The following is a 20,702-nucleotide window of genomic DNA, read 5'->3' on the forward strand; positions in this document are numbered from 1 at the left end:
TCAGTTCCCCTCTCCGGCCGCGATCGCATTGACCACGTCCAGCGCGCTGCGCACGCCATCCTCGTGAAAACCGTTGTACCAGTAAGCCCCGCAGAACCAGCTTCGCTGGTGACCGTTGATCTCACCGCGACGCGCCTGCGCCCGCCAGCTTTGCGGGTTAAACAGCGGATGTTCATAAACAAAGCGCTGTAACACGAAGCGTTCATCCACCGGCGTTTCCGGGTTCAGGGTGACGCAGAACAGTGGGCTCCCCTCTGGCAGCCCTTGCAGAATGTTCATGTTGTAGGTGACGCAGGCGCTGGCCTGCTCATGCTCGCTCAGGCGGTAGTTCCAGCTGGCCCACGCGCGCTTGCGTACCGGCAGCCAGCGCGGATCGCTGTGCAAAATTACCTCGTTGCGCTGCCAGCCGATATCCCCCAGCACCTCGCGCTCTGCTGGCGTCGGCGCCTCAAGCATGGCCAGCGCCTCGGCGGAGTGGCAGGCAAAAATCACCTGATCGAAGGTATGGCTGGCGTTTTCGAGCTGAAGCGTGACCCCGTCTTTGTGGCGGCTGACACGCTGCACCGGCGCGTTCAGGCGTAACGTCAGGCGGTCGCCCAGCTTTTCCAGCATGGCGCGGATGTACTCCCGCGAGCCGCCCGGTACCACGTACCACTGCGGACGATGGGTAATATCCAGCAGACCATGATGATTAAAAAAGCGCAGGAAGAGCGGCAGAGGGAAACGCTTCATCTCCTGCAACGACGACGACCAGATGGCGGCGCCCATCGGCAGAATGTAGTGGCGCGCAAAAAACGGCGTGAAGCCATGCTGTTGCAGAAACGTCTCTAGCGTGGCGTGCGGATCCTCGTCCCCTTCCAGCGCCTGTTTTGCCAGCCGATTAAAGCGGACGATCTCTCCGAGCAGACGCCAGAATGCCGGATTCACCAGGTTTCGGCGCTGGGCAAACAGCGACGTCAGGGTGTGTCCGTTGTACTCCAGCCCCGTCTGGGGGTTGTGCACCGAAAAGCTCATCTGCGTTTTTTGCCCGCTGATGCCGAGCTCGCTGAGCAGGCCCATAAAGCGCGGATAGGTCCGGTCGTTGTAGACGATAAAGCCGGTATCAATCGCCCAGGTGCCCTGTGGCGTCGAGACATCTACCGTTGCGGTATGGCCGCCAGGCGTGGCGCCCGCTTCAAACAGGGTCACCTGATGGTGACCGGCCAGCCGCCAGGCGCAGGTCAGCCCGGCAATTCCGCTGCCGATAATCGCAATCTTCATGAACGTACCATCCTGCGCAGCAGTGTGCGCTGCAAAAACGCGGGTAGCCTGGAGAGCAGCCGCAAAATGAAGCCGAACCGGGTGGGAAACGCGATGTGCATTTTCCCTTTCGCCAGTCCGGAACGGATCGCCTTGACCGCCTCGTCAACGCTCACCCTGCCCGGCATGGCAAAATCGTTTTTGCGCGTCAGGGGGGTATCGACAAAGCCTGGGGAGATCACCGTGACGGCAATCCCTTTGGGCTCCCAGTCCAGGCGCAGACTGTCCGCAAACCAGCTCAGCGCGGCTTTAGACGCGCCGTAGGCTTCTGCCCGCGGGAACGGAAGCCAATGGGCCATCGAACTCACCAGCACCACGCGGTTGCCGGCAACCAGCTGCGGCTGCAACGCGGCAAGACAGTTCACCGGGCCGAGGAAATTGGTGTTCATAACCCGCTCCACCAGCGCCGCGTCCACTACGCCCCGATCGAGGTACTCGCAGGTACCGGCGCAGAGAATAACCAGATCGGCGTAAACGCCGCTCAGCGCCTGGCGACAGGCGTCCCTGTCTGTCATATCGAACAGGCGAACTGTGAGATTGGGGCAGGTCTGATGCAAGGCTTCAAGGCGCGCAGGATCCCGCCCACAGGCAATCACGTGGTACCCATCCGCAGCGAAGGAGGTCGCCAGCCCGGCGCCAATACCCGAGCTTGCGCCGGTGATCAGTACCGTTTTCATGATTTCACCCTCCGCTTCACGCCGCGTACCGCCCAGCCCAGCAGCGGAAGATGTTCGTAGATCATCTCTCCCGCATCGTAGTAGTCGCGCTGACGCGTGATAAGCCCCTTTTCCGTGTCCACCACCGAACAGCCCGGCAGTTCGAGCGGGTCCCCTCCGGCGATGCGCGGGTGCGACCAGTGCATCACCCAGGTCACAACAAAGCGGTTTTCACTGCACAGCGGTGGATCAATGGTAAAACGGCAGTTTTCGACATTCGCCAGCAGATGGGTGAAATAGCGCTGAAGCGCAAAGATACCGTCGTGCTCGCCGAACGGATCGATTAGCGTGGCATCCGAATGATAAAGCCCGACCAGTGCGGAGGGCGGCTGGCTATCCAGTGCGCTGTAGTACTCAACAAACCGACTCACGACAGAGGGCAAAGTGCTCATGGGTCACATCCTGGCTGTAAACAACGTGGCGTAATCGCATAATTAAAACTTACACAATTAACGTTATTTGTCCAAGTTTGTGCATATCTATTTTTAATATTTGAAATATATCAGTAAGTTAATGTCAGACCAAAAACTGTCTTTTGTAGGCCGGGTAAGGCGTAGCCGCCACCCGGCTTTGTTTTTTCAGTTTAACCTTAAGGCAAATTCCCCCATCCTCTTCCAGGCTTATCCTTTTAAATTCATCAGGATGCCCGACATGAAACGCGTCTTTCTTTCTTTTTTCTCAAGCCCTGAATCCTTGCTGCAGGTGATGAGTCAGCAGGAGATCATCGAAGCCGTGGAGGATGGTGACCGCATCATCATCGACCAGGACGGGAATGCATCGGTGAACTACAAAAGCAATGAGGTACGGCAGGATTTTCTGCGGCACGTCAACGCGCTGAAGAGGGCCTGATATGGGAACGGCGATATTTATGGTGCTGATGGTGTGCGGGTACTGGTACACCAGTCGCGATCTGTCGACGCGCTTTAAAATCAAGCGCTCTTTCGGCTGGGACGTCTATTTCCTTGTTGCGCTTTATGGCTGTATTTTCGTGCTGCAGGGCGTGGTTGCCACGGGACTGCTTTGGCTCCTGCTTCTCGCCCTTTCTGCCGCCAATAACGCCTTTCACTTTGCCTCACCGAAATATACCGACTGGCAAATCGACTTTATGAACTGGAGTTTTTTAGGCATTCAGGCGCCAGTGGTAGTGATGCTGGCGTTTGCCATCCTGTTTTGCCTCTATCGCTCCAACTGGGCAGGCAGCGCCAGGCTGGACGGTGAAAGCCGGAAAAAGCTCTACAAACGGCTTGCCCAGTCGAGCGGTATTGAACAACTGCTCTATCAGTGTATGGAGCAAGGCGAGCTGGCGCAGGTGACGCTTCGGTCGCGGCGGATATATATCGGCATGATCCACACCGCGACGCTGGAATACGAAAACACGGCCAATATTGTGCTGATACCGATGTTAAGCGGGTACAGAGACGAGAAGACAATGAATTTGCGCATCGAGAATAATTACAGCAAGTGGTATGCGGAGCATGACATTACGCTCGACTCCGAACCCCGCAGCGCTATGTCATTCCGAAAGGTGATTTTACTCAATCAGATAGAGAGCCTCTCACTGTTCGATCCCGCCAGCGCCAGCGCGCTGTCTCTGGCGCAGCGGGATGTGAAGGACCATTGATGCCAAAACCCGCCCCTTCCTGCCGGGTGGCGCTGTGCTTACCCGGCCTACCATTCTGAGCCGTTTGTAGGCCCGTGCAAGCGTAGCGCCGCCGGGCGGCACTCACAACATCCGCGTTGTCAGCAATCGGATACCCGCTTTTAACGGGCTTATTACTGCATCGGTATCCATGCCCATTTGCGCATGAATAATGGCACCGTCAATGAGCAACATTATTTGATTGACGATCTGCTCATCAGTTATCCCCGTCAGCAGCAAAATGATTTTCCTGGTTTCTGATTTATGGTCACGGCATATCGCCTTTATTTCACTTTCAATATCTTCAGACTTCGCCTCTGTACTGGCGTTAATAAACGCGCAGCCGTGAAACTCGGGTGAAACAAACCATTCGTAAAGCGTGGCAGATAATGCCTCTGACGATGTCTGACCTGCGTTGAGATTACGCCGCAATGAGGCTTCAAACCAGTTCATCCATATTTCATGTCGATAGTGCAAATAGGCGAGAATCAATAAACTTTTACTCGGAAAGTGGCGATAGAAAGTTACCTTGGTCACTTTCGCCTCTTTAATCAACGTATCCACGCCCGTTGCCTTGAAGCCCGTGGAATAAAAGAGGTCGTGAGCGGTACGTAATATTTTATCCCTGACGCTGATTTTTGTCTCGTTGCTTGCGGGTTCTGTTTTCATTTTTCGGCAGCCTCAAAAAGGGATGTTGACAACGTTATTTTTCAGGCATAGATTAACGCAAGCAGACAGATCTGTCTACATAATATCACACTGAGGTAATCGCCATGAATACACGCCCTCCTTTACCGCCCTTCACCCGTGAAAGCGCCATCGAAAAAGTCAGACTCGCCGAAGACGGCTGGAACAGTCGCGACCCGGCAAAAGTCGCGCTGGCCTATTCGCTGGATACCCAATGGCGCAACCGCGCAGAATTCGCCACCAACCGTGAAGAAGCGCAGGCGTTTCTGGAACGGAAGTGGAAAAAAGAGCTGGGTTACCGCCTGATTAAGGAGCTCTGGGCATTTACGGATAACCGGATCGCGGTGCGCTATGCTTATGAATGGCATGATGATTCCGGCAACTGGTACCGTTCCTACGGCAATGAAAACTGGGAGTTTGAAGCGGACGGGTTGATGAAGCGTCGTTTTGCCTGCGTGAACGATATGCCAATAAAAGAATCTGAGCGACTGTTCCACTGGCCGCAGGGCAGACGCCCGGACGATCACCCCTCGCTGAGCGATCTGGGGTTATAGGATTTTCGCATCACTCCGGGGCGCCCCCGGAGTGATGAATTTACAGTGCGCCCAGCTGTTTCATCAGCGTCAGGTTGTCCTCAATATGCCAGTTAGCCACAATTTTACCGTCATTAATTTCATAGATATCCGTGGCGATAAAATCTATTTTCTGCCCCTTTCCTTTCAGCTCGCCAAATGTTCCGGTAAACGTGCCGTGAAAATGTAAATGGGAGACCACACGATTACCGGAAATAATCATCTGCTCAACGTTACAGCGTAAATCAGGTACGGCAGTACGAAATGCCCGGGAGGCTAAAATAGCGCCCTCGGGTCCCTGTTTACGCCCTTCCGGCGGCGTTTTATCAATAAAGTTAACCGCAAGCGCTTCACGCGCCAGAGACGGCGTCCCCGTATTCCAGAACGTTGCATATTTTCTGGCTGCAACCTCATTCGCGGCTAATTGCGCCTGCGGCAGGCTTTTATCGACAATCAGCTGCTGTGGTTTCACCCACTCCTCCTGCGCCGAATAAGCGGCGCCCGACAGACCGATAATAATAAGCGGCAATAAAACAGAACGAAAAGAGGTTGAATAGTTCATCATTTTCTCTCAATCATTTATCAGGATAACGGCAAGGTGGGATAATCGGTATATCCCGTCGCACTGCCACCAAACAGCGTGGCGGGATCGCGCACCTGGGCCAGCGGCAACTTGTGCGCCAGCCGGTGGGGTAAATCCGGGTTGGCAATAAATGGCCGTCCGAAGGCAATCAAATCGGCATAGCCAGCCGTAAGTATTTGTTCGGCTTTGTTAAGATCATAGTTGCCCGCGACGATAAGGGTTCCGCTAAACGTCTCGCGCAGGGATTGACGGAAAGTGTCGGGTACCTGCGGCGCGTCGTCCCAGTCGGCTTCCGCCAGGTGGATGAATGCTATCCCGTGTTGTTCGCACCAGGCCGCCAGAGCGAGGATGCCATCGATCACCTGCGGGTCATTCATCCCCCGCTGGGTAATAAACGGCGAAAGGCGGATGCCCGTACGCTCGGGCCCAATGGCCTCCGCAATCGCGTTCAAGACCTCCTGGGCAAAGCGGATCCGGTTAGCAAGCGTGCCGCCATACTCGTCCGTGCGTTTATTGGAGGTTTGACGCAGGAACTGGTCAATCAAATAGCCGTTTCCGCCGTGAACTTCCACGCCATCAAAGCCGGCCTGGACGGCATTCAGTGCCGCCTGGCGATAGTCCGCGATGATGCCGTGAATGTCTTTGCGCGTCAGCGTTCTTGGCTGCGGGCAGTCAACCATTTGGCCTTCGCCCTTTTCGTTCACCACCCACACTTTCGCGTCCGGTGCCAGCGCTGACGGGGCCACGGGCAGACCATCCTGATGAAAACTGGCGTGCGACATTCGCCCGACGTGCCAGAGCTGAGAAAAAATCACCCCGCCCGCCTGATGCACGGCCCCCGTCGTGAGTTGCCATCCTGAAACCTGCTCCGGCGAATGGATGCCGGGAGTCCAGGAGTATCCCTGGCCCTGCGGGGAGATCTGGGTGGCTTCGGTGATGATTAATCCCGCGCAGGCCCGCTGCCGGTAGTATTCCGCCATCAGCGACGAGGGAATATTGCCTGGCTGAAGGGAACGCGCGCGGGTCATTGGCGCCATAACGATACGATTTTTCAGGTCCTGCTGACCCAACCGGTAACGGTCAAAAAGTGAGGAACGGTTCATGTTTTCATCCCTTATGGTTTGGATGAAATCACTTTACAGGCGGTATTGCATTTTGATAATTACACTGAAAACTGATGCACTTTTCGGAAAATATGAATAATGGGCAAGCTTGAAGATATGGCATTGCTGGTTGAAGTGGCCGAGGCCGGGGGGCTTTCCGCCGCCGGACGACGGCTGTCGCTCTCTCCTGCGACCATGACGGCCAGACTGAAGGCAATTGAAGAACGTTACCAGACTCGCCTGTTTCACCGTTCAACGCGATCCATCACGCTGACCCGTGCCGGAGAAGAGTTTTATCATGCCGCGCTGCGCGTGCTGGAAGAGATGCGCCATGCCGAGTCGCTCCTGACGCAAAAAGAGGGCGTCCTCAGTGGCAATATTCGCCTTTCTGCCCCCTCGGATTTTGGCAGACAGTATCTTAGCCCCGCCGTGGTGGAATTTTCCCGACGCCATCCTGACGTGAAATTTTTCATCGCGTTAAGAGAACATGTTGAAGATCTGGTCGCTAACCGGCTGGATATGAGCGTGCGTTTCGGTAACCTGCCGGACAGCAGCCTGGTCGTCAGAAACTTCCGCCCAAATCATCGGGTGCTGGTGGCCTCTGCGGCGTATCTTAGCAACCGCGGCGTCCCCGCCACATTTGCGGAGTTAGCCCATCACCGGTGCCTGGCACTTGAGTCTCAGGGCGTGGTGATGAACGAATGGCGCTTTGAAAAAGATGGCGAGGAAAGTGTCGTTCGCGTAGAGCCAGCCATGGTGTGCGACGACGGGGCATTGCTTCGTCAGTGGGCGCTCAGCGGCGCTGGCATTGCGGGGAAATCCTGGTGGGATGTGAAGGACGATGTTGAGGCCGGAAGACTCACCGTCCTGTTTGCTGACAGTTTTACCGGTTTTAGCCGATACGACCGCAAAGATGTCGGGCTACAGTTTGTTTACCCGCAGCGTAAACTGCAGCCGCTTCAGGTCACGGCCTTTAGCCAGTTTTTTCTCGACTGGCTAAAAAAACGGTAGCGTGAATGTTGATTAGACCCGCTTAAAATTCATCGACACAAGGCTGACCCACCTTATCCAGGGCGTTGACCAGCCTGGATCTGAGTTCAGTTAATGCGGCTTCCTTCTCTTCCAGCTGTTGCAACTTGCGGCGCAGCGCGCTTTGTTTTTGCTCAGCGGTAAATTTATCGTCGACCCAGACAGCTAAAACATCCGAAATTTCGGCCAGGGTAAAGCCCAGCATTTTGGCATGCTTGATCATTTTCAAACGCTGTAAATCGACGGCGGAGTAGACTTTGTAGTTGTTGCTGCGATTCGGTTGCGGGATTTTCTCCAGCAACCCTTGCCTTTCGTAGTAACGGACCGTCTCCTTCGATAAGCCCGTTTTCACACACAGTTCGCCAATGCGCATCGCGTCGTCCTCCCCTTTTCAAAATCACGCTTGACCGTGTACTTAAGTGCACGGTTTATCCTGTGATACACATATCAGGGAAACGGGATTTGAGGTATGAATATTTTTGATTATTCAGGAAAAATAGCGTTGATTACCGGGGCATCGTCGGGAATAGGTCGTGATTTCGCCAGGCAACTCGCTGCCCGCGGCGTGTCGTTGATCCTGGTTGCCCGCTCGGAGCCAAAGCTACAGGCGCTTGCCGCAGAGCTGGCCAAAAAGCATGGCGTATCAATCACTATTATCGTGCAGGACTTAGTGGAATCAGATGCCGTTCCCCGCATCGCGGAACGGCTGGGCCTCCTGAGGCGCTTCCCCGACATTCTGATTAATTGCGCCGGGTTCGCCACCTATGGCCCCTTCGAAGCGCTGTCGATCGACAGGCAACGTGATGAGATATATGTGAACTGCGTGGCCCCCGTGGCACTGACTCACGCTTTGCTACCGGAAATGCTCCGCAAAGGCGCAGGAGTGGTAATTAATGTGGCCTCAACGGCCGCGATGCAACCGGATCCCTATATGGCCATTTATGGCGCGACCAAAGCCTTCCTGCTCTCCTTTTCAAATGCGCTTTGGGGAGAGTACCGTGCAAAGGGCATTCGCGTGTTGGCGCTTTGCCCGGGGGCAACGGATACGGCTTTTTTTGATGTGGTGAATGCGGAAGAAGCCTCGGTGGGTAAAAGGATGCCAGCGGATAAGGTGGTTACGCTGGCGTTGAAGGCGGTCGATACCAACCGTAACTACCTGATCACCGGATGCAGTAACTGGCTTCTGGGGCAGTTATACCGGTTTGTCACGCGTAAGCGTCTGTTACTCATCGCTGAAAAAGTATTGCGTCCACGATCGACTTAAGCAAAACCGTGTCGTTTCAGTGCAAAGGATTGCCCTGAAACGCTGACAGATAGATGCCTTAATGCGCGAAAAACAGTGATACACTTACCCCACCGGGTGGGTCTTCCCGTTTGAACTCATGAGGAATCAACAGTAACCAAATTACGAAATGGTCACTCGTTGTCAATCCTGGCCTGTCACGCTAAGCTTAAATAATGACTAAAAATATGAACGCCCCATCAATACGTGGTCCACTTGACCATTCTGTCAGAGAGCAAATCGTCGAAGCGGCTTTTGAGCACTTCGGGCATTACGGCTATGAAAAAACCACCGTCGCCGAACTCGCGAAATCCATCGGTTTCTCTAAGTCCTACATTTATAAGTTTTTCGATTCCAAACAGGCTATTGGCGAAGTGATCTGCGCTAACCGCCTGGAGCTGATCATGGCGGCGGTGCTTTCTGCCATCGAGGATGCGCCGTCAGCCAGCGAAAAATTACGCCGTCTTTTCAAAGCGCTTACCGAGGCCGGAAGCGAGCTGTTTTTCCACGATCGGAAGCTTTACGACATTGCCGCCGTCGCCGCTCGGGACAAATGGCCGTCTACTGAAAGGTATACAGACGGCCTGATGAAGCTGATTGAGAGCATCATTATTGAAGGCAGGCAGGCGGGTGAATTCGAAAGAAAAACGCCGCTGGATGAGGTCACGCAGGCTATCCACATGGTGATGTGCCCTTATATCAATCCCATACAGCTGCAATACAACCTCGAAACGGCCCCCACTGCGGCGGTGCTTCTCTCTTCGCTGGTATTAAGAAGCCTGGCCCCCTGATTGGTGACCATTGACTTTATTGGTCACTAGACTGAGAATGCGGAAACTGTCCTGTTACTTCTATAAGGGTTTCCCATGCTCAGGCTCAATACAGCCCGCCTTGCCGTTAGCCTTCTGCCGTTTGTCCTCGTGGCGTGCGGCGATAATTCTGCGAGTGACGATCCGCGCACAAAGCCACCTCTTGTCAGATCCGCCGCCATCGAGCTTGCGAACAATACTGCTCACGCCTTTACCGGCGTGGTGGTGGCGAGAACGCAAAGTGATTTGGGTTTCAGGGTTCAGGGGAAAATCCTTGAGCGACTCGTCGATACCGGGCAAACCGTCAGACTGGGTCAGCCGTTACTGCGCCTCGATCCGGCTGACCTGAAATTACAGGCCCAGGCACAGCAGCGCACGGTGGATGCTGCCCAGGCGCGTGCGAGAAAAGCGTCCAGCGATGAGGCACGTTATCGCGGTCTTGTGGCGTCCGGCGCCGTGTCCGCCTCGGAGTATGATCAGATCAAAGCCGCCGCCGATTCCGCCAGAGCGGAACTCAGCGCAGCCCGGGCGCAGGCTAACGTGGCGCAAAACGCAACGGGCTATGCCGTACTGCTGGCGGATTCAGACGGGGTAGTGATGGAAACCCTCGCCGAGCCGGGTCAGGTGGTGAGTGCCGGGCAAGTGGTGATCCGACTCGCCAGGGCGGGACAACGTGAAGCGCTCGTGCAGTTCCCGGAGACCCTGCGCCCTGCCGTTGGCAGCCCTGCACTGGCCACACTTTATGGCAATGAAAAACACCCGGTCAGCGCAACGCTGCGCCTGCTGTCTGATTCAGCCGATGCCACAACCCGCACCTATGAAGCCCGCTACGTGCTGAATGGTGACCTGGCAAACGCGCCGCTGGGGGCAACCGTCACGCTGAACGTTCAGGACCCAAAAGCGGAACGTCAGGTCATGCAGGTTCCGCTCGCCTCACTCTACGATGCTGGCAAAGGCCCCGGTGTCTGGCGCATTTCCGCCAGGCCGGCAAAGGTTACCTGGACGCCGGTGAAGGTGCTGAGCGTGGGTGAAGATGCCGCGCAGGTCACGGGCAGCGTGAAGCCAGGCGAGAAGATTGTGGCGCTGGGCGCACACCTTTTGCACGAGGGTGAAATCGTCAGGCTTGCAGAACAACGCAATGCCGCGCTGGCGGAGAACACGCCATGAGCGGAAGTCGCTTCAACCTGTCAGCGCTTGCCGTGCGCGAGCGCTCCATCACCCTGTTTCTGATCGTCCTTGTGACGATTGCCGGTATCTACGCCTTTTTTGGGCTTGGCCGCGCGGAAGATCCCCCTTTTACGGTGAAGCAAATGACGGTGATATCCGTCTGGCCCGGCGCAACCGCGCAGGAGATGCAGGATCAGGTCGCCGAACCGCTGGAAAAACGCCTGCAGGAGCTCAAATGGTATGACCGGACGGAAACTTATACCCGCCCCGGCATGGCGTTTATCACCTTATCGTTGCAAGACAAAACGCCCCCCGCAGAAGTGCAAGAGGAGTTCTATCAGGCGCGGAAAAAGCTGGGAGACGAATCCCTGAATCTCCCTGCCGGGACGATCGGCCCGATGATCAATGACGAATTTGCCCATGTCACCTTTGCCCTTTTTGCCCTGAAAGCGAAAGGTGAACCCCAGCGGCAGCTGGTACGTGATGCAGAAGCTATGCGCCAGCAACTTTTGCACGTACCCGGCGTGAAGAAAGTGAACATTATCGGCGAACAGGCGGAGCGGATATACATCGCTTTCTCTCATGACCGACTGGCCACGATGGGTCTCTCGCCGCAGGATATTTTCAACGCCCTTAACAATCAGAACGCGTTAAAAGCAGCGGGCTCTATTGAGACCCGGGGCGCCCAGATGTTTATCCGCCTCGACGGCGCGTTTGATGAGTTGCAGAAGATCCGCGATACACCCGTTGTGGCTCAGGGCAAAACGCTCAGGCTCTCCGATGTGGCGACGGTTGAACGGGGCTATGAAGATCCCCCTACGATGCTGATACGTAACCAGCATGAACCCGCCCTTCTGCTGGGTATCGTCATGCGTGAGGGCTGGAATGGTCTGGCACTGGGTAAAGCGCTGGATGCCGAAACGGCAAAAATAAACGCGAGTCTGCCGCTGGGCATGACCCTGAGCAAAGTCACCGACCAGTCAGTGAACATCAGCTCGGCGGTGGATGAGTTTATGATCAAATTCTTCGTCGCCCTGCTGGTGGTGATGGTGGTCTGTTTTGTCAGCATGGGCTGGCGCGTGGGGGTGGTGGTTGCAGCGGCGGTACCGTTGACGCTGGCGGTGGTCTTCGTGGTGATGGAAGCCGCGGGGATAAACTTTGACCGCGTCACGCTGGGCTCCCTGATCCTTGCCCTCGGCTTACTGGTTGACGATGCCATTATCGCCATCGAAATGATGGTGGTCAAAATGGAGGAAGGTTACGACCGGGTCAAAGCCTCCGCCTACGCCTGGAGCCATACCGCCGCGCCAATGCTGGCGGGTACGCTGGTGACGGCAATTGGCTTTATGCCAAACGGTTTTGCCCAGTCAACCGCCGGGGAATACACCAGCAATATGTTCTGGATTGTCGGCCTCGCCCTGATTGCATCGTGGTTTGTCGCCGTGGTGTTTACCCCCTATCTTGGGGTGAAGATCCTCCCGGCCATTCCCAAAGTGGAAGGAGGCCATGCCGCCATCTATGACACGCCGCGTTATAACCGTTTTCGCCGGATGCTGAGCCGCGTTATCGCCGGAAAATGGCGGGTGGCCGGTGCCGTGGTCGCTATTTTCATCCTCGCCATATTCGGCATGGGACTGGTAAAAAAACAATTTTTCCCGACATCCGATCGCCCGGAAGTGCTGGTTGAAGTGCAGATGCCCTATGGCACCTCAATCGAACAGACCCGTGCCGCAACCGCAAAAATAGAAGCATGGTTGAGCCAGCAGCCTGAGGCCAACATCGTGACGGCCTATATTGGCCAGGGATCGCCCCGCTTTTACCTGGCGATGGCCCCCGAATTACCTGACCCGTCTTTTGCAAAAATCGTGATCCTGACGGACAGCGAGACGTCACGCGAAGCGCTCAAGTTCAGGCTCAGGGAGGCTGTCGCCAGCGGCCTGGCGCCTGAGGCCCGCGTGCGGGTGACGCAGTTGGTCTTTGGCCCGTACTCGCCCTTCCCGGTTGCCTGGCGCGTTTCGGGGCCGGATGTCGGTACTTTACGCGATATTGCAGACAAGGTGAAAGGCGTGCTACAGGCAAGCCCAATGATGCGTACCGTCAATACCGACTGGGGATCACGCGTTCCGGTATTGCATTTCACCCTCGATCAAAACCGTCTGCAGGCCACCGGATTAACGTCCAGTGCCGTGGCTGAGCAGCTTCAGTTCTTGCTCTCAGGCGTGCCAATTACCGCCGTGCGAGAAGATATTCGCTCGGTAGAGGTCATGGGGCGCGCCGCGGGGGATATCCGTCTCGACCCGGCAAAAATTGAGGGTTTTACCCTCGTCGGCAATGCGGGGCAGCGCGTTCCGCTGTCTCAAATTGGCAAGATTGAGATCGGTATGGAAGACCCGATTTTGCGCCGCCGCGACCGCACTCCGACCATTACCGTGCGGGGTGATATCGCCGACAATCTTCAGCCACCGGATGTATCGGTCGCCATCATGAAACAGCTCCAGCCGATTGTAGATACATTGCCGGCCGGATACCGCATTGAGATGGCCGGTTCGATTGAGGAATCGGGCAAAGCCACGCAGGCAATGATTCCGCTGTTCCCGATCATGATTGCGCTGACGCTGCTGATCATCATTCTGCAGGTGCGTTCGCTCTCGGCGATGGTGATGGTGTTCCTTACCGCGCCGCTGGGGCTGATTGGCGTGGTGCCGACCCTGTTGATTTTCAATCAGCCGTTTGGCATCAACGCGCTGGTGGGGTTGATCGCCCTTTCAGGCATTCTTATGCGCAATACGCTAATCCTGATTGGGCAAATCGATCATAACCAGAAGGACGGTCTCGATCCGTTCCACGCGGTGGTCGAGGCGACGGTTCAGCGAGCCCGGCCCGTACTGCTGACGGCACTTGCCGCCGTGCTGGCGTTTATTCCTCTGACGCATTCGGTATTCTGGGGAACCCTGGCTTACACGTTGATTGGCGGAACCTTAGGCGGTACGGCCATTACGCTGGTGTTCCTGCCTGCGATGTATGCGATCTGGTTCCGGATCCGCCCTGCGGAACAGCGCGTGCAGTCCCCGGCAGAAAACGTGTAAACTACCCTAAGTAGATAACTGTTCCGAGGAAAGCATGGTTGTTAAGCGCTTAAGAAAAGAGGATCGCCGCGTACAGCTGCTGGAAGTGGCGCGCGGAATTGTCCGCCAGCAAGGCACGGAGGCACTGACGTTGGGTTACCTGGCGGAGCGGGCCAACGTGACCAAGCCTATCCCCTACGACCATTTTGGCGATCGTGAAGGGTTGCTGATGGCCTTGTATCAGGATTATAGCGATCGGCAGTTGGCGAAATTCCGTGAGACGCTGGCGGTAGACAGCAAAACGCTGGACAAGACGATCCGCTTTTTCAGCGCCGCCTATATTGATTGCGCCATGACCGCCGGGCCCGAAACCGGGCCCATCGCCGCGGCGCTGTCCGGCTCTCGCGCGTTGCAGTCGTTTCGTGAGGCGTGCGTTGCCGAATGCGCCGACTGCCTGCGTACCGCGCTTTCCCCTTTTGTCGTCCTGAAAGGCGTTCAGGGAGAAGCGGTACTGACGGCCATCATTGGTGCGGCGGACGCGCTCAGCACCGCCGCGTGTAACGGCGTGCTCGCCCGAAATGTTGCGGAAGATACCCTCAGCGGCGCCATCACCGGGGTGCTGGAGACCTACGTGAATAGCACAAAATGATCGTTGGGTGCGGATTGACAGCTAAGTTACCAATAGTAATATAAACGTCAATTCTCACCCATTCGAGGTCGCTATGTCTGCTACACATGCCATTAATAATGCACTGATCGTGACGGCTCACCCTGTCGACAATTCGTTATCCCATTCGCTGGCCGCCCGCATTGCCGGGAAACTGCGTGAACAGGGTACGCAGGTGGAGATGGCCGATCTGCATGCCGAAGGGTTTAACCCGGCCATGTCCCGCGCCGATCTTGATTTGTACCACGGCGATCCGAGCGCCCTTCCTGACGCTATTCTGCGCGAGCAGCAGCGGGTCGAGCGGGCGGATATGCTGGTATTCGTTTTCCCGGTGTACTGGTGGTCCGTTCCCGGTCTGTTGAAAGGCTGGTTTGATCGCGTTCTGACGCTGAACTGGGCGTATAAAGTGGCAGAAGACGGCCGGATTGTGGGCAATTTGCGCGACGTTCCCGTCCGCCTTATTGCGACTGCTGGCAGCGATCTTAACGGTTTCGATAAACATGGTTATTCGACGGCGATTCAGACTCAAATAGTCGAGGGCATTTTCGGCTTCTGCGGTTTGAAGAACGTCAAACTCGATATTCTTTACCAGGCAGACACGGCGATGCCTGAGCAGTTGGAGGAGTTCCTGAAGGGGCTAGAGGGCCTTAAATAATCCCGGCTATTCAGTCAGCAAAGGCGTGCACAGCAGGTTACGAGCCTTTGCTGACAGCTTCCTGCCGCTGCATCATACCCCTACCCAAGTTGGTGTCTTGAAGCAATGCGTTAAGCAACGCTATAACTAACGTGATAATTCCGCATATAGCGTAATGAATAAACAAAGGTCATTCCATGTATCAGTCAGTTCAGCCAACAACTACCCTCACCACCACCGGCACCTTCGGCGGCATGAGCGTATCTGTAGCAAACGACTGACAAACAGAACCTCAATCCCCGCCTAACTGGACGGGGAAATACCTCTCCGTTCACCGCCCTCTGAATGGAGAAAGAAAATGATTTCTGACAATGCTCTCTTAATTATCGACATGCAGCAGGGCCTCTTCCGGGGCCCGGTCTCACCCTGTTCCGCCGATGCCGTTCTGGCAAATATCCGTTTGTTAATAGCCAACGCGCGCCACGCTCAGGTACCCGTCTTTTTTGCCCGCCATGTTGGACCAGACGACTCGCCCTTTTCAGCGCAGGGGCCGTTGACGCAGCTGATACCCGAGCTGGACGTGAAGGAGCAGGATGTTGTTTTCACCAAGCGCCATCCCAGCTGTTTTCGGGTTACCGAATTGCTGCGTGAACTTAATCAGAGAGGCATCAAACAGCTGGTCATTGCCGGGATGAAAACCGAATTTTGTGTCGACACCACCTGCCGGGCCGCGCCGGAGCTGGGCTTCAGGACGATATTGATTTCAGATGCGCATACCACAATGGATAACGCACATTTATCCGCCACTGACATCATTGCGCATCACAACAGCACGCTGGCCGGCCCGTTCGTGATGCTGTCGACTGCCGGCGACTGGCATTTTAATACGGTCAGTTGAGTTGGCGGGAGCGTCTCTCTCTATCCCGGCGTGCCTTTCCGCGCGTCGGGAAAAGTAGAGAAAATTACAGGGTAAAACCTCCATCACCCACCTGTGCCTGAGCGTACCATTTCATCAGCTCCGCACTACCGGGCGCGTTCTCAGCCGGTGACCATGGAGCGGTATCGTGCTCCGGAACAGGCTGATAGCCGCCGTGTTTCACCTCAAAAATGACGCCGCCTTTATCCAGCGACAGCACGGCATGCCAGGTACCGGCATCCATCTCCAGCACTTTGCAGTCTTCACCTAACACCACGCGCTGGGTCACGTTACCGCTGTCATCAAAATTCAACACCAGAAAGCGACCGCTCAGAGCCGTCAGCAGTTCAAACGTGTGCGGGTGGCGATGAGGGCGAACATAGGTACCTGGCTCCATCGCGATAGCCAGGCGTTGTACCGGGTCGCTCAGTTCGGGATGTAAATTGCGGTGCGCGCGTAAGCGAGGAGAATTGGCAGCCTGCTCGCTTTGTTGCTGCAGGTCACTGAACGTAATTTGTTTCATATACACCTTTGTGAATGGAGTCAGCGGGCGGCCACCCTTTAGCCGCACGACGTTATACCATTCTGGACGGTCGATGAGCGATGGCGTTTGTGAAACAAAACGCTGCAGCGTGAGGATGTGCGTGATCGCACTCCAAAGCGCAACGTTGAGTAAAACTCACATTTATTCCCACTATTTATCGTTTTTCAAAAGCGATAGCCCTGCAATACCATCCATTCATCCCTGGGATAGAAAAAATAAATAATATTAAGCCTGTATGGAGCAGCTATGACACTCGATGCTTTATTCCCTGTATTGAATATTATCTCGCCTCATAAATATAGCCTCAATGCAAATGTGCATGAGTTGATAACGTTACTTTCAGCAGAAAAGGAAAGCTCAGAAGCGCTATCGCCTTTCATCCATCGACTGCATCTTTTGGCTTTCGCCCAAAGCAATCCGGGTAACGCCGAAGAGTTGCTCTCAGCGCATTTACCAAAAGAAGATGGGATCCTTCCGCTGCTTGACTTTGCGGAGTGGCCAAAGGTGCGTAACGCCGCGTCGGGCGAAGATCAAACGCGTGAATCGGAGGAGTATTTCCGTGACATGACCTCGGCTGCCAATCTGTTACGCACGGCGCTGATCGACGCAGAGCGCGCAAAGGGGACGCCTGCGCTTTATATTCTGGATAAATTACTTAGCCTGAACAGCGCCCTGCCGGAAAGATATAAAAAGATGGCGAATATTCCCTACGCATAAATACGTTCAGGATGCGGAATATCCCACAATTAATATTCCGCTATTTATTAAACCTGATTATCATCGTAATCAAGACAGACGATATTCAAAGAAGGCACCACAGGCGCGTTAAGGTTAAGCCACGCCAGCAAACGTTCAATACTCTGTCTTCTGAGCGAATTTTTCGGCCAGACAAGATAGTAGCCATCCCCGGTTGCTATCGCTTCCCTGAAGGGCAGTGCGAGCAGGCCACTTTTTAGCGCGTCCAGCGTGAGTCGAAGGTCAGCCATCGCCACACCGTGACCGTGCATGGCCGCAAGGCTGCCCTGCTCCAGGGTGTCGAACACAAGCCCGCCGCTCATGTCGAGCCCGGGGAATAACCCTGTCCTTTTCAACCAGCGTTTCCAGTCCCGTCTGTCCGGTGAGGGATGAATAAGATCGCACTGAGCAAGCTGGTGCCGGGCAGATTCAAGCAAAGACGGGGGACAAACCGGAATGAGCCATTCACTGAAGAGCAACCGGCTTTCTGTTGACTCGCCGAAATAGCCATTACCGAGGAGGATCGCGCAATCGTATGGCTCACGGCTGAAGTCAACGGTATCGAAGTCCATCCAGACGCTGGCGATTTCGATTTTAGGCTTCGCATGGTTTTCGCGGAAAGATTTAAGCACATTCAGGAGCCATCTCATCGTAAGGGGGCTGGGAGCTTTAAGGCGCAGAAGGTGATTTTCACTTTTGAATGCCCGGCATGCCCACTCCATATTCGAGAAGCTTTCGCCAAGCTGTCCGGCCAGAATACGTCCGGCTTCATTGACCTCCACTCTCGGCCCCTGCCGTTTGAAAAGCTCGCAGTCAAACCACAATTCAAGCGTCCTGACATGCCTGCTGACCGCTCCCGGCGTAATATTCAGGGTTTCAGCGGCTTTGCTGAAGGAGTTCAGCCGCGCGGCGACTTCAAACGCGCGTAGCGCGTACAGTGGCGGTAATGACATATTTTACCTTTCGATGAGGTTGAATCATGTAGCTTTTTTATCGGCACCCGGGGACTATTCACCCCGTTCCTCAGTCGGAAACGTCAGCAGTAATTCCCTGAGCAGGGATTCAAGCTGCGCATGTTGCATACCAGATAAATGTCTCAATACTGCATTTTGCGTTTCCGTGTGAACGAGCAACGCCTGTTCAATATGATCCTTCCCGCTGGACGTCAGGCTCACGAGCGTGCTGCGCTTATCCTTCGGGTCGGCGATTCGCCTGATAAGCCCCTGCTGTTCAAGATGGCTGAGCCGGTTCGTCATCGCCCCGGACGTAATCAGCAACGCTTTGTACAGCTGCGTGGGCGAAAGGCAGTAAGGCTCACCGGCGCGACGCAGCGTGGCGAGGACGTCAAACTCCCCCTCGCGAAAACCAAACTGCGCCATGGCCTGCGCGCGCGCTTTTGCCAGATGCTTTATCAGCCTGAGCATTCGTCCAAAAATTTTCATCGACGAGACGTCCAGCTCAGGCATGGCACGACGCCACTGGTCGACAACAAAATCTACATGGTCTTTCATTTTCCCCCCGTGTTGAGTGGGTATTTATCGTGTTGTGCGCTACATCTTACACAAAAAAGGATTTTATCTTAACGTTAAGATAAATGCTTGTGGCATTTTGCCCTGGCCGTACACAATCGAAAAGGATTCCACGTTGAAACGTACGTCACCTTTACTCTTCGCCGTTATTGCTTTTATCGTCGGGTTGAACCTGCGCCCTGTCCTGGCTTCTGTCGGCCCCTTGTTCTCCGTGCTGCAGCATGAAGTTGGGCTGTCGGCCACGGAATTCAGCCTGCTGACCACCCTGCCGGTCGCGATGATGGGCCTGGCCGCCTTATGCGGCCCCTGGCTTTTAGCCAGGATCGGCGCCGTCCGGGGGATCGCGTTCGGACTCTTCATCCTGCTTGCGGCCTGTTTATTACGAGGTTTTAGTGCCACACTGGCGAGCCTTATGGGTACTGCGTTACTGGGTGGGGCCAGCATAGGCGTGATCCAGGCGTTAATGCCTGCCCTGATAAAAAAGGACTATACGCAAACGGCCAGCACGGTGATGTCGCTCTTCAGCACGGGCATTATGGCCGGCGCGGCATTAGCCGCCGCCAGTGCCGAGCCGTTGTTTTCATGGCTCACGCTGAAGCCCGCGCTGGCGATGGCAGGCGTATTAGCGCTGCTTGCCCTGATGCTGTGGCTGGCCCTCATTAAGCGCCCTCAGCAAGAAAAAACGGGACACGAAACCGTGACGCTCTCCTCCTCCCGGACAGGACTACTGTTGCTCTTTTTCGGTGTGGGAACTGGCGCCTACACGCTGGTTTTAGCCTGGTTGCCCCCACTCTATATCCAGGCGGGATGGTCCGCACGCAGCAGTGGCTATATGCTGGCCTGGCTGACATTGACCGAAGTGGTCGCCGGGTTTGCCGTCTCCGCGCTGATTGGTAAATGCCCTGACCGCCGTGTGCCGCTGATCGCTGTGCTCTCGCTACTGCTGGCAGGATTACTGTGTCTGGTCTTTGCACCGGGTACAACGCCGGTAGTATCCACATTGCTGCTTGGCACAGGGATCGGCGCCCTTTTCCCACTGTCGCTCATCGTCACGTTCGATCACGCCCGCACGCCCGCTGAGGCCGGGAAGTTACTCTCCAGAGTTCAGGGGGGCGGATATATGATTGCCGCGCTGATGCCGTTAATCGCGGGGATTGTTCGCGACAGTGCGGTTTCATTGACCAGCGCCTGGCTGGTGATGAGTGCGGGAGTGGTGCTGCTGATCGTTATCGCGTTGAAGTTTAAACCCGTCGAGAACGTGCGGACACGGTGAAAGCGATGCCAGAATTGAGACTCGTATTTCAACTGGTCGTAAGATAAATTCAGCGTAAGTGTTACGTCATACAGGAGGGGATATGCCGCAAGCTTTACCGGGAATTGATGTTTTATTTGTCGCTGGGTTCGGGCCCATTTCACGGGATACAGCGTCCAGCGCCGCGTTTTATATCCATACACTCGGCCTTCCGCTTAAGCCGATGGAGGGGAACAGTGATTATCTGCTCGCAGAAGTGGGCCAGTTGAAAGGCGTGAAGCATTTCGCCGTCTGGCCGCTTACACAGGCGGCAATGTCCTGCTTTGGAGAAGAACAATGGCCCGCTGAGCACCCGATACCGCAAGGATGGGTTGAGTACGATGATTAGACGTGAGATAAATATAGGGGGTACCGTAAGATAAATGGGACTTTATGGTACGTGATGGGAAGAAACAAACAAAAGGTTATGTAATT

Annotated in this window: 23 protein-coding genes and 1 pseudogene; 14 read left to right on the plus strand and 10 right to left on the minus strand. The window is 55.3% G+C overall.

Annotated elements, in window-relative coordinates:
* Genes ACOTXR_RS03250 through ACOTXR_RS03260 form a run of 3 tightly spaced genes read right to left on the minus strand, consistent with a single transcriptional unit; the run spans window position 1 to window position 2,407 of the window.
* The gene (locus tag ACOTXR_RS03250; protein WP_058689999.1) at window positions 1-1,260 is read right to left on the minus strand and encodes an NAD(P)/FAD-dependent oxidoreductase; all 1,260 of its coding nucleotides are present in this window, start codon (window positions 1,258-1,260) and stop codon (window positions 1-3) included.
* Window positions 1,257-1,976 (minus strand): SDR family NAD(P)-dependent oxidoreductase, encoded by a 720-nt coding sequence (locus tag ACOTXR_RS03255; protein WP_058689998.1) that lies wholly within the window; start codon window positions 1,974-1,976, stop codon window positions 1,257-1,259. Before ACOTXR_RS03255 ends, ACOTXR_RS03250 begins: the two co-directional genes overlap by 4 nt.
* A complete protein-coding gene (locus ACOTXR_RS03260; protein WP_014883743.1) occupies window positions 1,973-2,407 on the minus strand; it encodes a nuclear transport factor 2 family protein in 435 nt (144 codons plus the stop codon). Before ACOTXR_RS03260 ends, ACOTXR_RS03255 begins: the two co-directional genes overlap by 4 nt.
* Window positions 2,408-2,666: 259 nt before the next feature.
* On the opposite strand from ACOTXR_RS03260, the gene ACOTXR_RS03265 reads away from it, so the two are divergent.
* Both ACOTXR_RS03265 and ACOTXR_RS03270 read left to right on the plus strand, forming a co-directional pair.
* A complete protein-coding gene (locus ACOTXR_RS03265) occupies window positions 2,667-2,864 on the plus strand; it encodes a hypothetical protein (RefSeq protein WP_200923526.1) in 198 nt (65 codons plus the stop codon).
* 1 nt (window position 2,865) lies between these two features.
* Complete coding sequence (locus ACOTXR_RS03270) at window positions 2,866-3,636, plus strand: hypothetical protein (RefSeq protein ID WP_014883741.1); 771 nt, start codon at window positions 2,866-2,868, stop codon at window positions 3,634-3,636.
* A 102-nt stretch (window positions 3,637-3,738) separates the two neighbouring features.
* Here ACOTXR_RS03270 and ACOTXR_RS03275 read toward each other — a convergent pair whose 3' ends face one another.
* Entirely contained in the window at window positions 3,739-4,323 is a 585-nt protein-coding gene (locus ACOTXR_RS03275; RefSeq protein ID WP_014883740.1) for a TetR/AcrR family transcriptional regulator, read from the minus strand.
* 104 nt (window positions 4,324-4,427) lie between these two features.
* Here ACOTXR_RS03275 and ACOTXR_RS03280 point away from each other — a divergent pair, with 104 nt between their 5' ends.
* Entirely contained in the window at window positions 4,428-4,895 is a 468-nt protein-coding gene (locus ACOTXR_RS03280) for a DUF1348 family protein (RefSeq protein WP_014883739.1), read from the plus strand.
* A 40-nt stretch (window positions 4,896-4,935) separates the two neighbouring features.
* Here the strand turns inward: ACOTXR_RS03280 and ACOTXR_RS03285 are convergent, their stop codons facing one another.
* Window positions 4,936-5,475: an ester cyclase gene (locus ACOTXR_RS03285; protein WP_200923914.1), complete on the minus strand. Its 540-nt coding sequence runs from the start codon at window positions 5,473-5,475 to the stop codon at window positions 4,936-4,938.
* Between the two features lie 20 nt (window positions 5,476-5,495).
* Window positions 5,496-6,599: an alkene reductase gene (locus ACOTXR_RS03290; RefSeq protein WP_014883737.1), complete on the minus strand. Its 1,104-nt coding sequence runs from the start codon at window positions 6,597-6,599 to the stop codon at window positions 5,496-5,498.
* Between the two features lie 99 nt (window positions 6,600-6,698).
* Between ACOTXR_RS03290 and ACOTXR_RS03295 the strand changes: the two genes are divergently transcribed.
* Complete coding sequence (locus ACOTXR_RS03295; protein WP_058689997.1) at window positions 6,699-7,610, plus strand: LysR family transcriptional regulator; 912 nt, start codon at window positions 6,699-6,701, stop codon at window positions 7,608-7,610.
* A gap of 22 nt (window positions 7,611-7,632) precedes the next feature.
* Here the strand turns inward: ACOTXR_RS03295 and ACOTXR_RS03300 are convergent, their stop codons facing one another.
* The gene (locus tag ACOTXR_RS03300) at window positions 7,633-8,001 is read right to left on the minus strand and encodes a MerR family transcriptional regulator (RefSeq protein WP_045135148.1); all 369 of its coding nucleotides are present in this window, start codon (window positions 7,999-8,001) and stop codon (window positions 7,633-7,635) included.
* A gap of 96 nt (window positions 8,002-8,097) precedes the next feature.
* On the opposite strand from ACOTXR_RS03300, the gene ACOTXR_RS03305 reads away from it, so the two are divergent.
* The 7 genes from ACOTXR_RS03305 to ACOTXR_RS03335 all read left to right on the plus strand — a co-directional run bounded on the left by ACOTXR_RS03305 (window position 8,098) and on the right by ACOTXR_RS03335 (window position 16,150).
* Window positions 8,098-8,892 (plus strand): SDR family NAD(P)-dependent oxidoreductase, encoded by a 795-nt coding sequence (locus ACOTXR_RS03305; RefSeq protein WP_045135147.1) that lies wholly within the window; start codon window positions 8,098-8,100, stop codon window positions 8,890-8,892.
* 194 nt (window positions 8,893-9,086) lie between these two features.
* Window positions 9,087-9,701, plus strand: a complete 615-nt coding sequence (locus ACOTXR_RS03310) for a TetR/AcrR family transcriptional regulator (RefSeq protein ID WP_014883733.1) — start codon at window positions 9,087-9,089, stop codon at window positions 9,699-9,701.
* 75 nt (window positions 9,702-9,776) lie between these two features.
* Window positions 9,777-10,886, plus strand: coding sequence for an efflux RND transporter periplasmic adaptor subunit (locus tag ACOTXR_RS03315; protein ID WP_023337250.1), 1,110 nt, complete (start codon window positions 9,777-9,779; stop codon window positions 10,884-10,886).
* Complete coding sequence (locus ACOTXR_RS03320; RefSeq protein WP_421766981.1) at window positions 10,883-13,972, plus strand: efflux RND transporter permease subunit; 3,090 nt, start codon at window positions 10,883-10,885, stop codon at window positions 13,970-13,972. The genes ACOTXR_RS03315 and ACOTXR_RS03320 overlap by 4 nt, the downstream gene beginning before the upstream one ends.
* A 34-nt stretch (window positions 13,973-14,006) precedes the next feature.
* Window positions 14,007-14,600, plus strand: coding sequence for a TetR/AcrR family transcriptional regulator (locus ACOTXR_RS03325; protein ID WP_032636662.1), 594 nt, complete (start codon window positions 14,007-14,009; stop codon window positions 14,598-14,600).
* A gap of 73 nt (window positions 14,601-14,673) precedes the next feature.
* The gene (locus ACOTXR_RS03330) at window positions 14,674-15,273 is read left to right on the plus strand and encodes an NAD(P)H-dependent oxidoreductase (RefSeq protein ID WP_058689995.1); all 600 of its coding nucleotides are present in this window, start codon (window positions 14,674-14,676) and stop codon (window positions 15,271-15,273) included.
* Between the two features lie 337 nt (window positions 15,274-15,610).
* The gene (locus ACOTXR_RS03335; protein WP_058689994.1) at window positions 15,611-16,150 is read left to right on the plus strand and encodes a cysteine hydrolase family protein; all 540 of its coding nucleotides are present in this window, start codon (window positions 15,611-15,613) and stop codon (window positions 16,148-16,150) included.
* Window positions 16,151-16,214: 64 nt separating this feature from the next.
* Here the strand turns inward: ACOTXR_RS03335 and ACOTXR_RS03340 are convergent, their stop codons facing one another.
* Window positions 16,215-16,691, minus strand: coding sequence for a WbuC family cupin fold metalloprotein (locus tag ACOTXR_RS03340; protein WP_014883727.1), 477 nt, complete (start codon window positions 16,689-16,691; stop codon window positions 16,215-16,217).
* 267 nt (window positions 16,692-16,958) lie between these two features.
* Here ACOTXR_RS03340 and ACOTXR_RS03345 point away from each other — a divergent pair, with 267 nt between their 5' ends.
* The gene (locus ACOTXR_RS03345) at window positions 16,959-17,429 is read left to right on the plus strand and encodes a hypothetical protein (protein WP_014883726.1); all 471 of its coding nucleotides are present in this window, start codon (window positions 16,959-16,961) and stop codon (window positions 17,427-17,429) included.
* 47 nt (window positions 17,430-17,476) lie between these two features.
* Here ACOTXR_RS03345 and ACOTXR_RS03350 read toward each other — a convergent pair whose 3' ends face one another.
* Both ACOTXR_RS03350 and ACOTXR_RS03355 read right to left on the minus strand, forming a co-directional pair.
* The gene (locus ACOTXR_RS03350) at window positions 17,477-18,400 is read right to left on the minus strand and encodes a LysR substrate-binding domain-containing protein (protein WP_058689993.1); all 924 of its coding nucleotides are present in this window, start codon (window positions 18,398-18,400) and stop codon (window positions 17,477-17,479) included.
* Window positions 18,401-18,454: 54 nt separating this feature from the next.
* Window positions 18,455-18,958 carry a MarR family winged helix-turn-helix transcriptional regulator gene (locus tag ACOTXR_RS03355; RefSeq protein WP_058689992.1) on the minus strand — a complete coding sequence of 168 codons (504 nt, stop codon included), beginning with the start codon at window positions 18,956-18,958 and terminating at the stop codon, window positions 18,455-18,457.
* Between the two features lie 133 nt (window positions 18,959-19,091).
* On the opposite strand from ACOTXR_RS03355, the gene ACOTXR_RS03360 reads away from it, so the two are divergent.
* Window positions 19,092-20,249 carry an MFS transporter gene (locus tag ACOTXR_RS03360; RefSeq protein WP_058689991.1) on the plus strand — a complete coding sequence of 386 codons (1,158 nt, stop codon included), beginning with the start codon at window positions 19,092-19,094 and terminating at the stop codon, window positions 20,247-20,249.
* Between the two features lie 82 nt (window positions 20,250-20,331).
* Window positions 20,332-20,610: pseudogene (locus tag ACOTXR_RS03365) on the plus strand (glyoxalase); the annotation flags it as partial.
* Window positions 20,611-20,702 lie beyond the last annotated feature (92 nt).

It is taken from the genome of Enterobacter cloacae complex sp. IR53030 (genome assembly GCF_049238365.1).
Classification (GTDB): domain Bacteria; phylum Pseudomonadota; class Gammaproteobacteria; order Enterobacterales; family Enterobacteriaceae; genus Enterobacter; species Enterobacter kobei.

Excerpts from the sequence above, each read along its gene's own strand:
- ACOTXR_RS03325 (WP_032636662.1), top strand. The coding sequence starts at position 14,007 with ATGGTTGTTAAGCGCTTAAGAAAAGAGGATCGCCGCGTACAGCTGCTG.
- ACOTXR_RS03295 (WP_058689997.1), top strand. The coding sequence starts at position 6,699 with ATGGGCAAGCTTGAAGATATGGCATTGCTGGTTGAAGTGGCCGAGGCC.
- ACOTXR_RS03310 (WP_014883733.1), top strand. The coding sequence starts at position 9,087 with ATGACTAAAAATATGAACGCCCCATCAATACGTGGTCCACTTGACCAT.
- ACOTXR_RS03350 (WP_058689993.1), bottom strand. The coding sequence starts at position 18,400 with ATGTCATTACCGCCACTGTACGCGCTACGCGCGTTTGAAGTCGCCGCG.
- ACOTXR_RS03355 (WP_058689992.1), bottom strand. The coding sequence starts at position 18,958 with ATGAAAGACCATGTAGATTTTGTTGTCGACCAGTGGCGTCGTGCCATG.
- ACOTXR_RS03285 (WP_200923914.1), bottom strand. The coding sequence starts at position 5,475 with ATGAACTATTCAACCTCTTTTCGTTCTGTTTTATTGCCGCTTATTATT.
- ACOTXR_RS03275 (WP_014883740.1), bottom strand. The coding sequence starts at position 4,323 with ATGAAAACAGAACCCGCAAGCAACGAGACAAAAATCAGCGTCAGGGAT.
- ACOTXR_RS03270 (WP_014883741.1), top strand. The coding sequence starts at position 2,866 with ATGGGAACGGCGATATTTATGGTGCTGATGGTGTGCGGGTACTGGTAC.
- ACOTXR_RS03300 (WP_045135148.1), bottom strand. The coding sequence starts at position 8,001 with ATGCGCATTGGCGAACTGTGTGTGAAAACGGGCTTATCGAAGGAGACG.
- ACOTXR_RS03305 (WP_045135147.1), top strand. The coding sequence starts at position 8,098 with ATGAATATTTTTGATTATTCAGGAAAAATAGCGTTGATTACCGGGGCA.
- ACOTXR_RS03330 (WP_058689995.1), top strand. The coding sequence starts at position 14,674 with ATGTCTGCTACACATGCCATTAATAATGCACTGATCGTGACGGCTCAC.
- ACOTXR_RS03250 (WP_058689999.1), bottom strand. The coding sequence starts at position 1,260 with ATGAAGATTGCGATTATCGGCAGCGGAATTGCCGGGCTGACCTGCGCC.
- ACOTXR_RS03315 (WP_023337250.1), top strand. The coding sequence starts at position 9,777 with ATGCTCAGGCTCAATACAGCCCGCCTTGCCGTTAGCCTTCTGCCGTTT.
- ACOTXR_RS03345 (WP_014883726.1), top strand. The coding sequence starts at position 16,959 with ATGACACTCGATGCTTTATTCCCTGTATTGAATATTATCTCGCCTCAT.
- ACOTXR_RS03260 (WP_014883743.1), bottom strand. The coding sequence starts at position 2,407 with ATGAGCACTTTGCCCTCTGTCGTGAGTCGGTTTGTTGAGTACTACAGC.
- ACOTXR_RS03320 (WP_421766981.1), top strand. The coding sequence starts at position 10,883 with ATGAGCGGAAGTCGCTTCAACCTGTCAGCGCTTGCCGTGCGCGAGCGC.
- ACOTXR_RS03340 (WP_014883727.1), bottom strand. The coding sequence starts at position 16,691 with ATGAAACAAATTACGTTCAGTGACCTGCAGCAACAAAGCGAGCAGGCT.
- ACOTXR_RS03335 (WP_058689994.1), top strand. The coding sequence starts at position 15,611 with ATGATTTCTGACAATGCTCTCTTAATTATCGACATGCAGCAGGGCCTC.
- ACOTXR_RS03290 (WP_014883737.1), bottom strand. The coding sequence starts at position 6,599 with ATGAACCGTTCCTCACTTTTTGACCGTTACCGGTTGGGTCAGCAGGAC.
- ACOTXR_RS03265 (WP_200923526.1), top strand. The coding sequence starts at position 2,667 with ATGAAACGCGTCTTTCTTTCTTTTTTCTCAAGCCCTGAATCCTTGCTG.
- ACOTXR_RS03255 (WP_058689998.1), bottom strand. The coding sequence starts at position 1,976 with ATGAAAACGGTACTGATCACCGGCGCAAGCTCGGGTATTGGCGCCGGG.
- ACOTXR_RS03280 (WP_014883739.1), top strand. The coding sequence starts at position 4,428 with ATGAATACACGCCCTCCTTTACCGCCCTTCACCCGTGAAAGCGCCATC.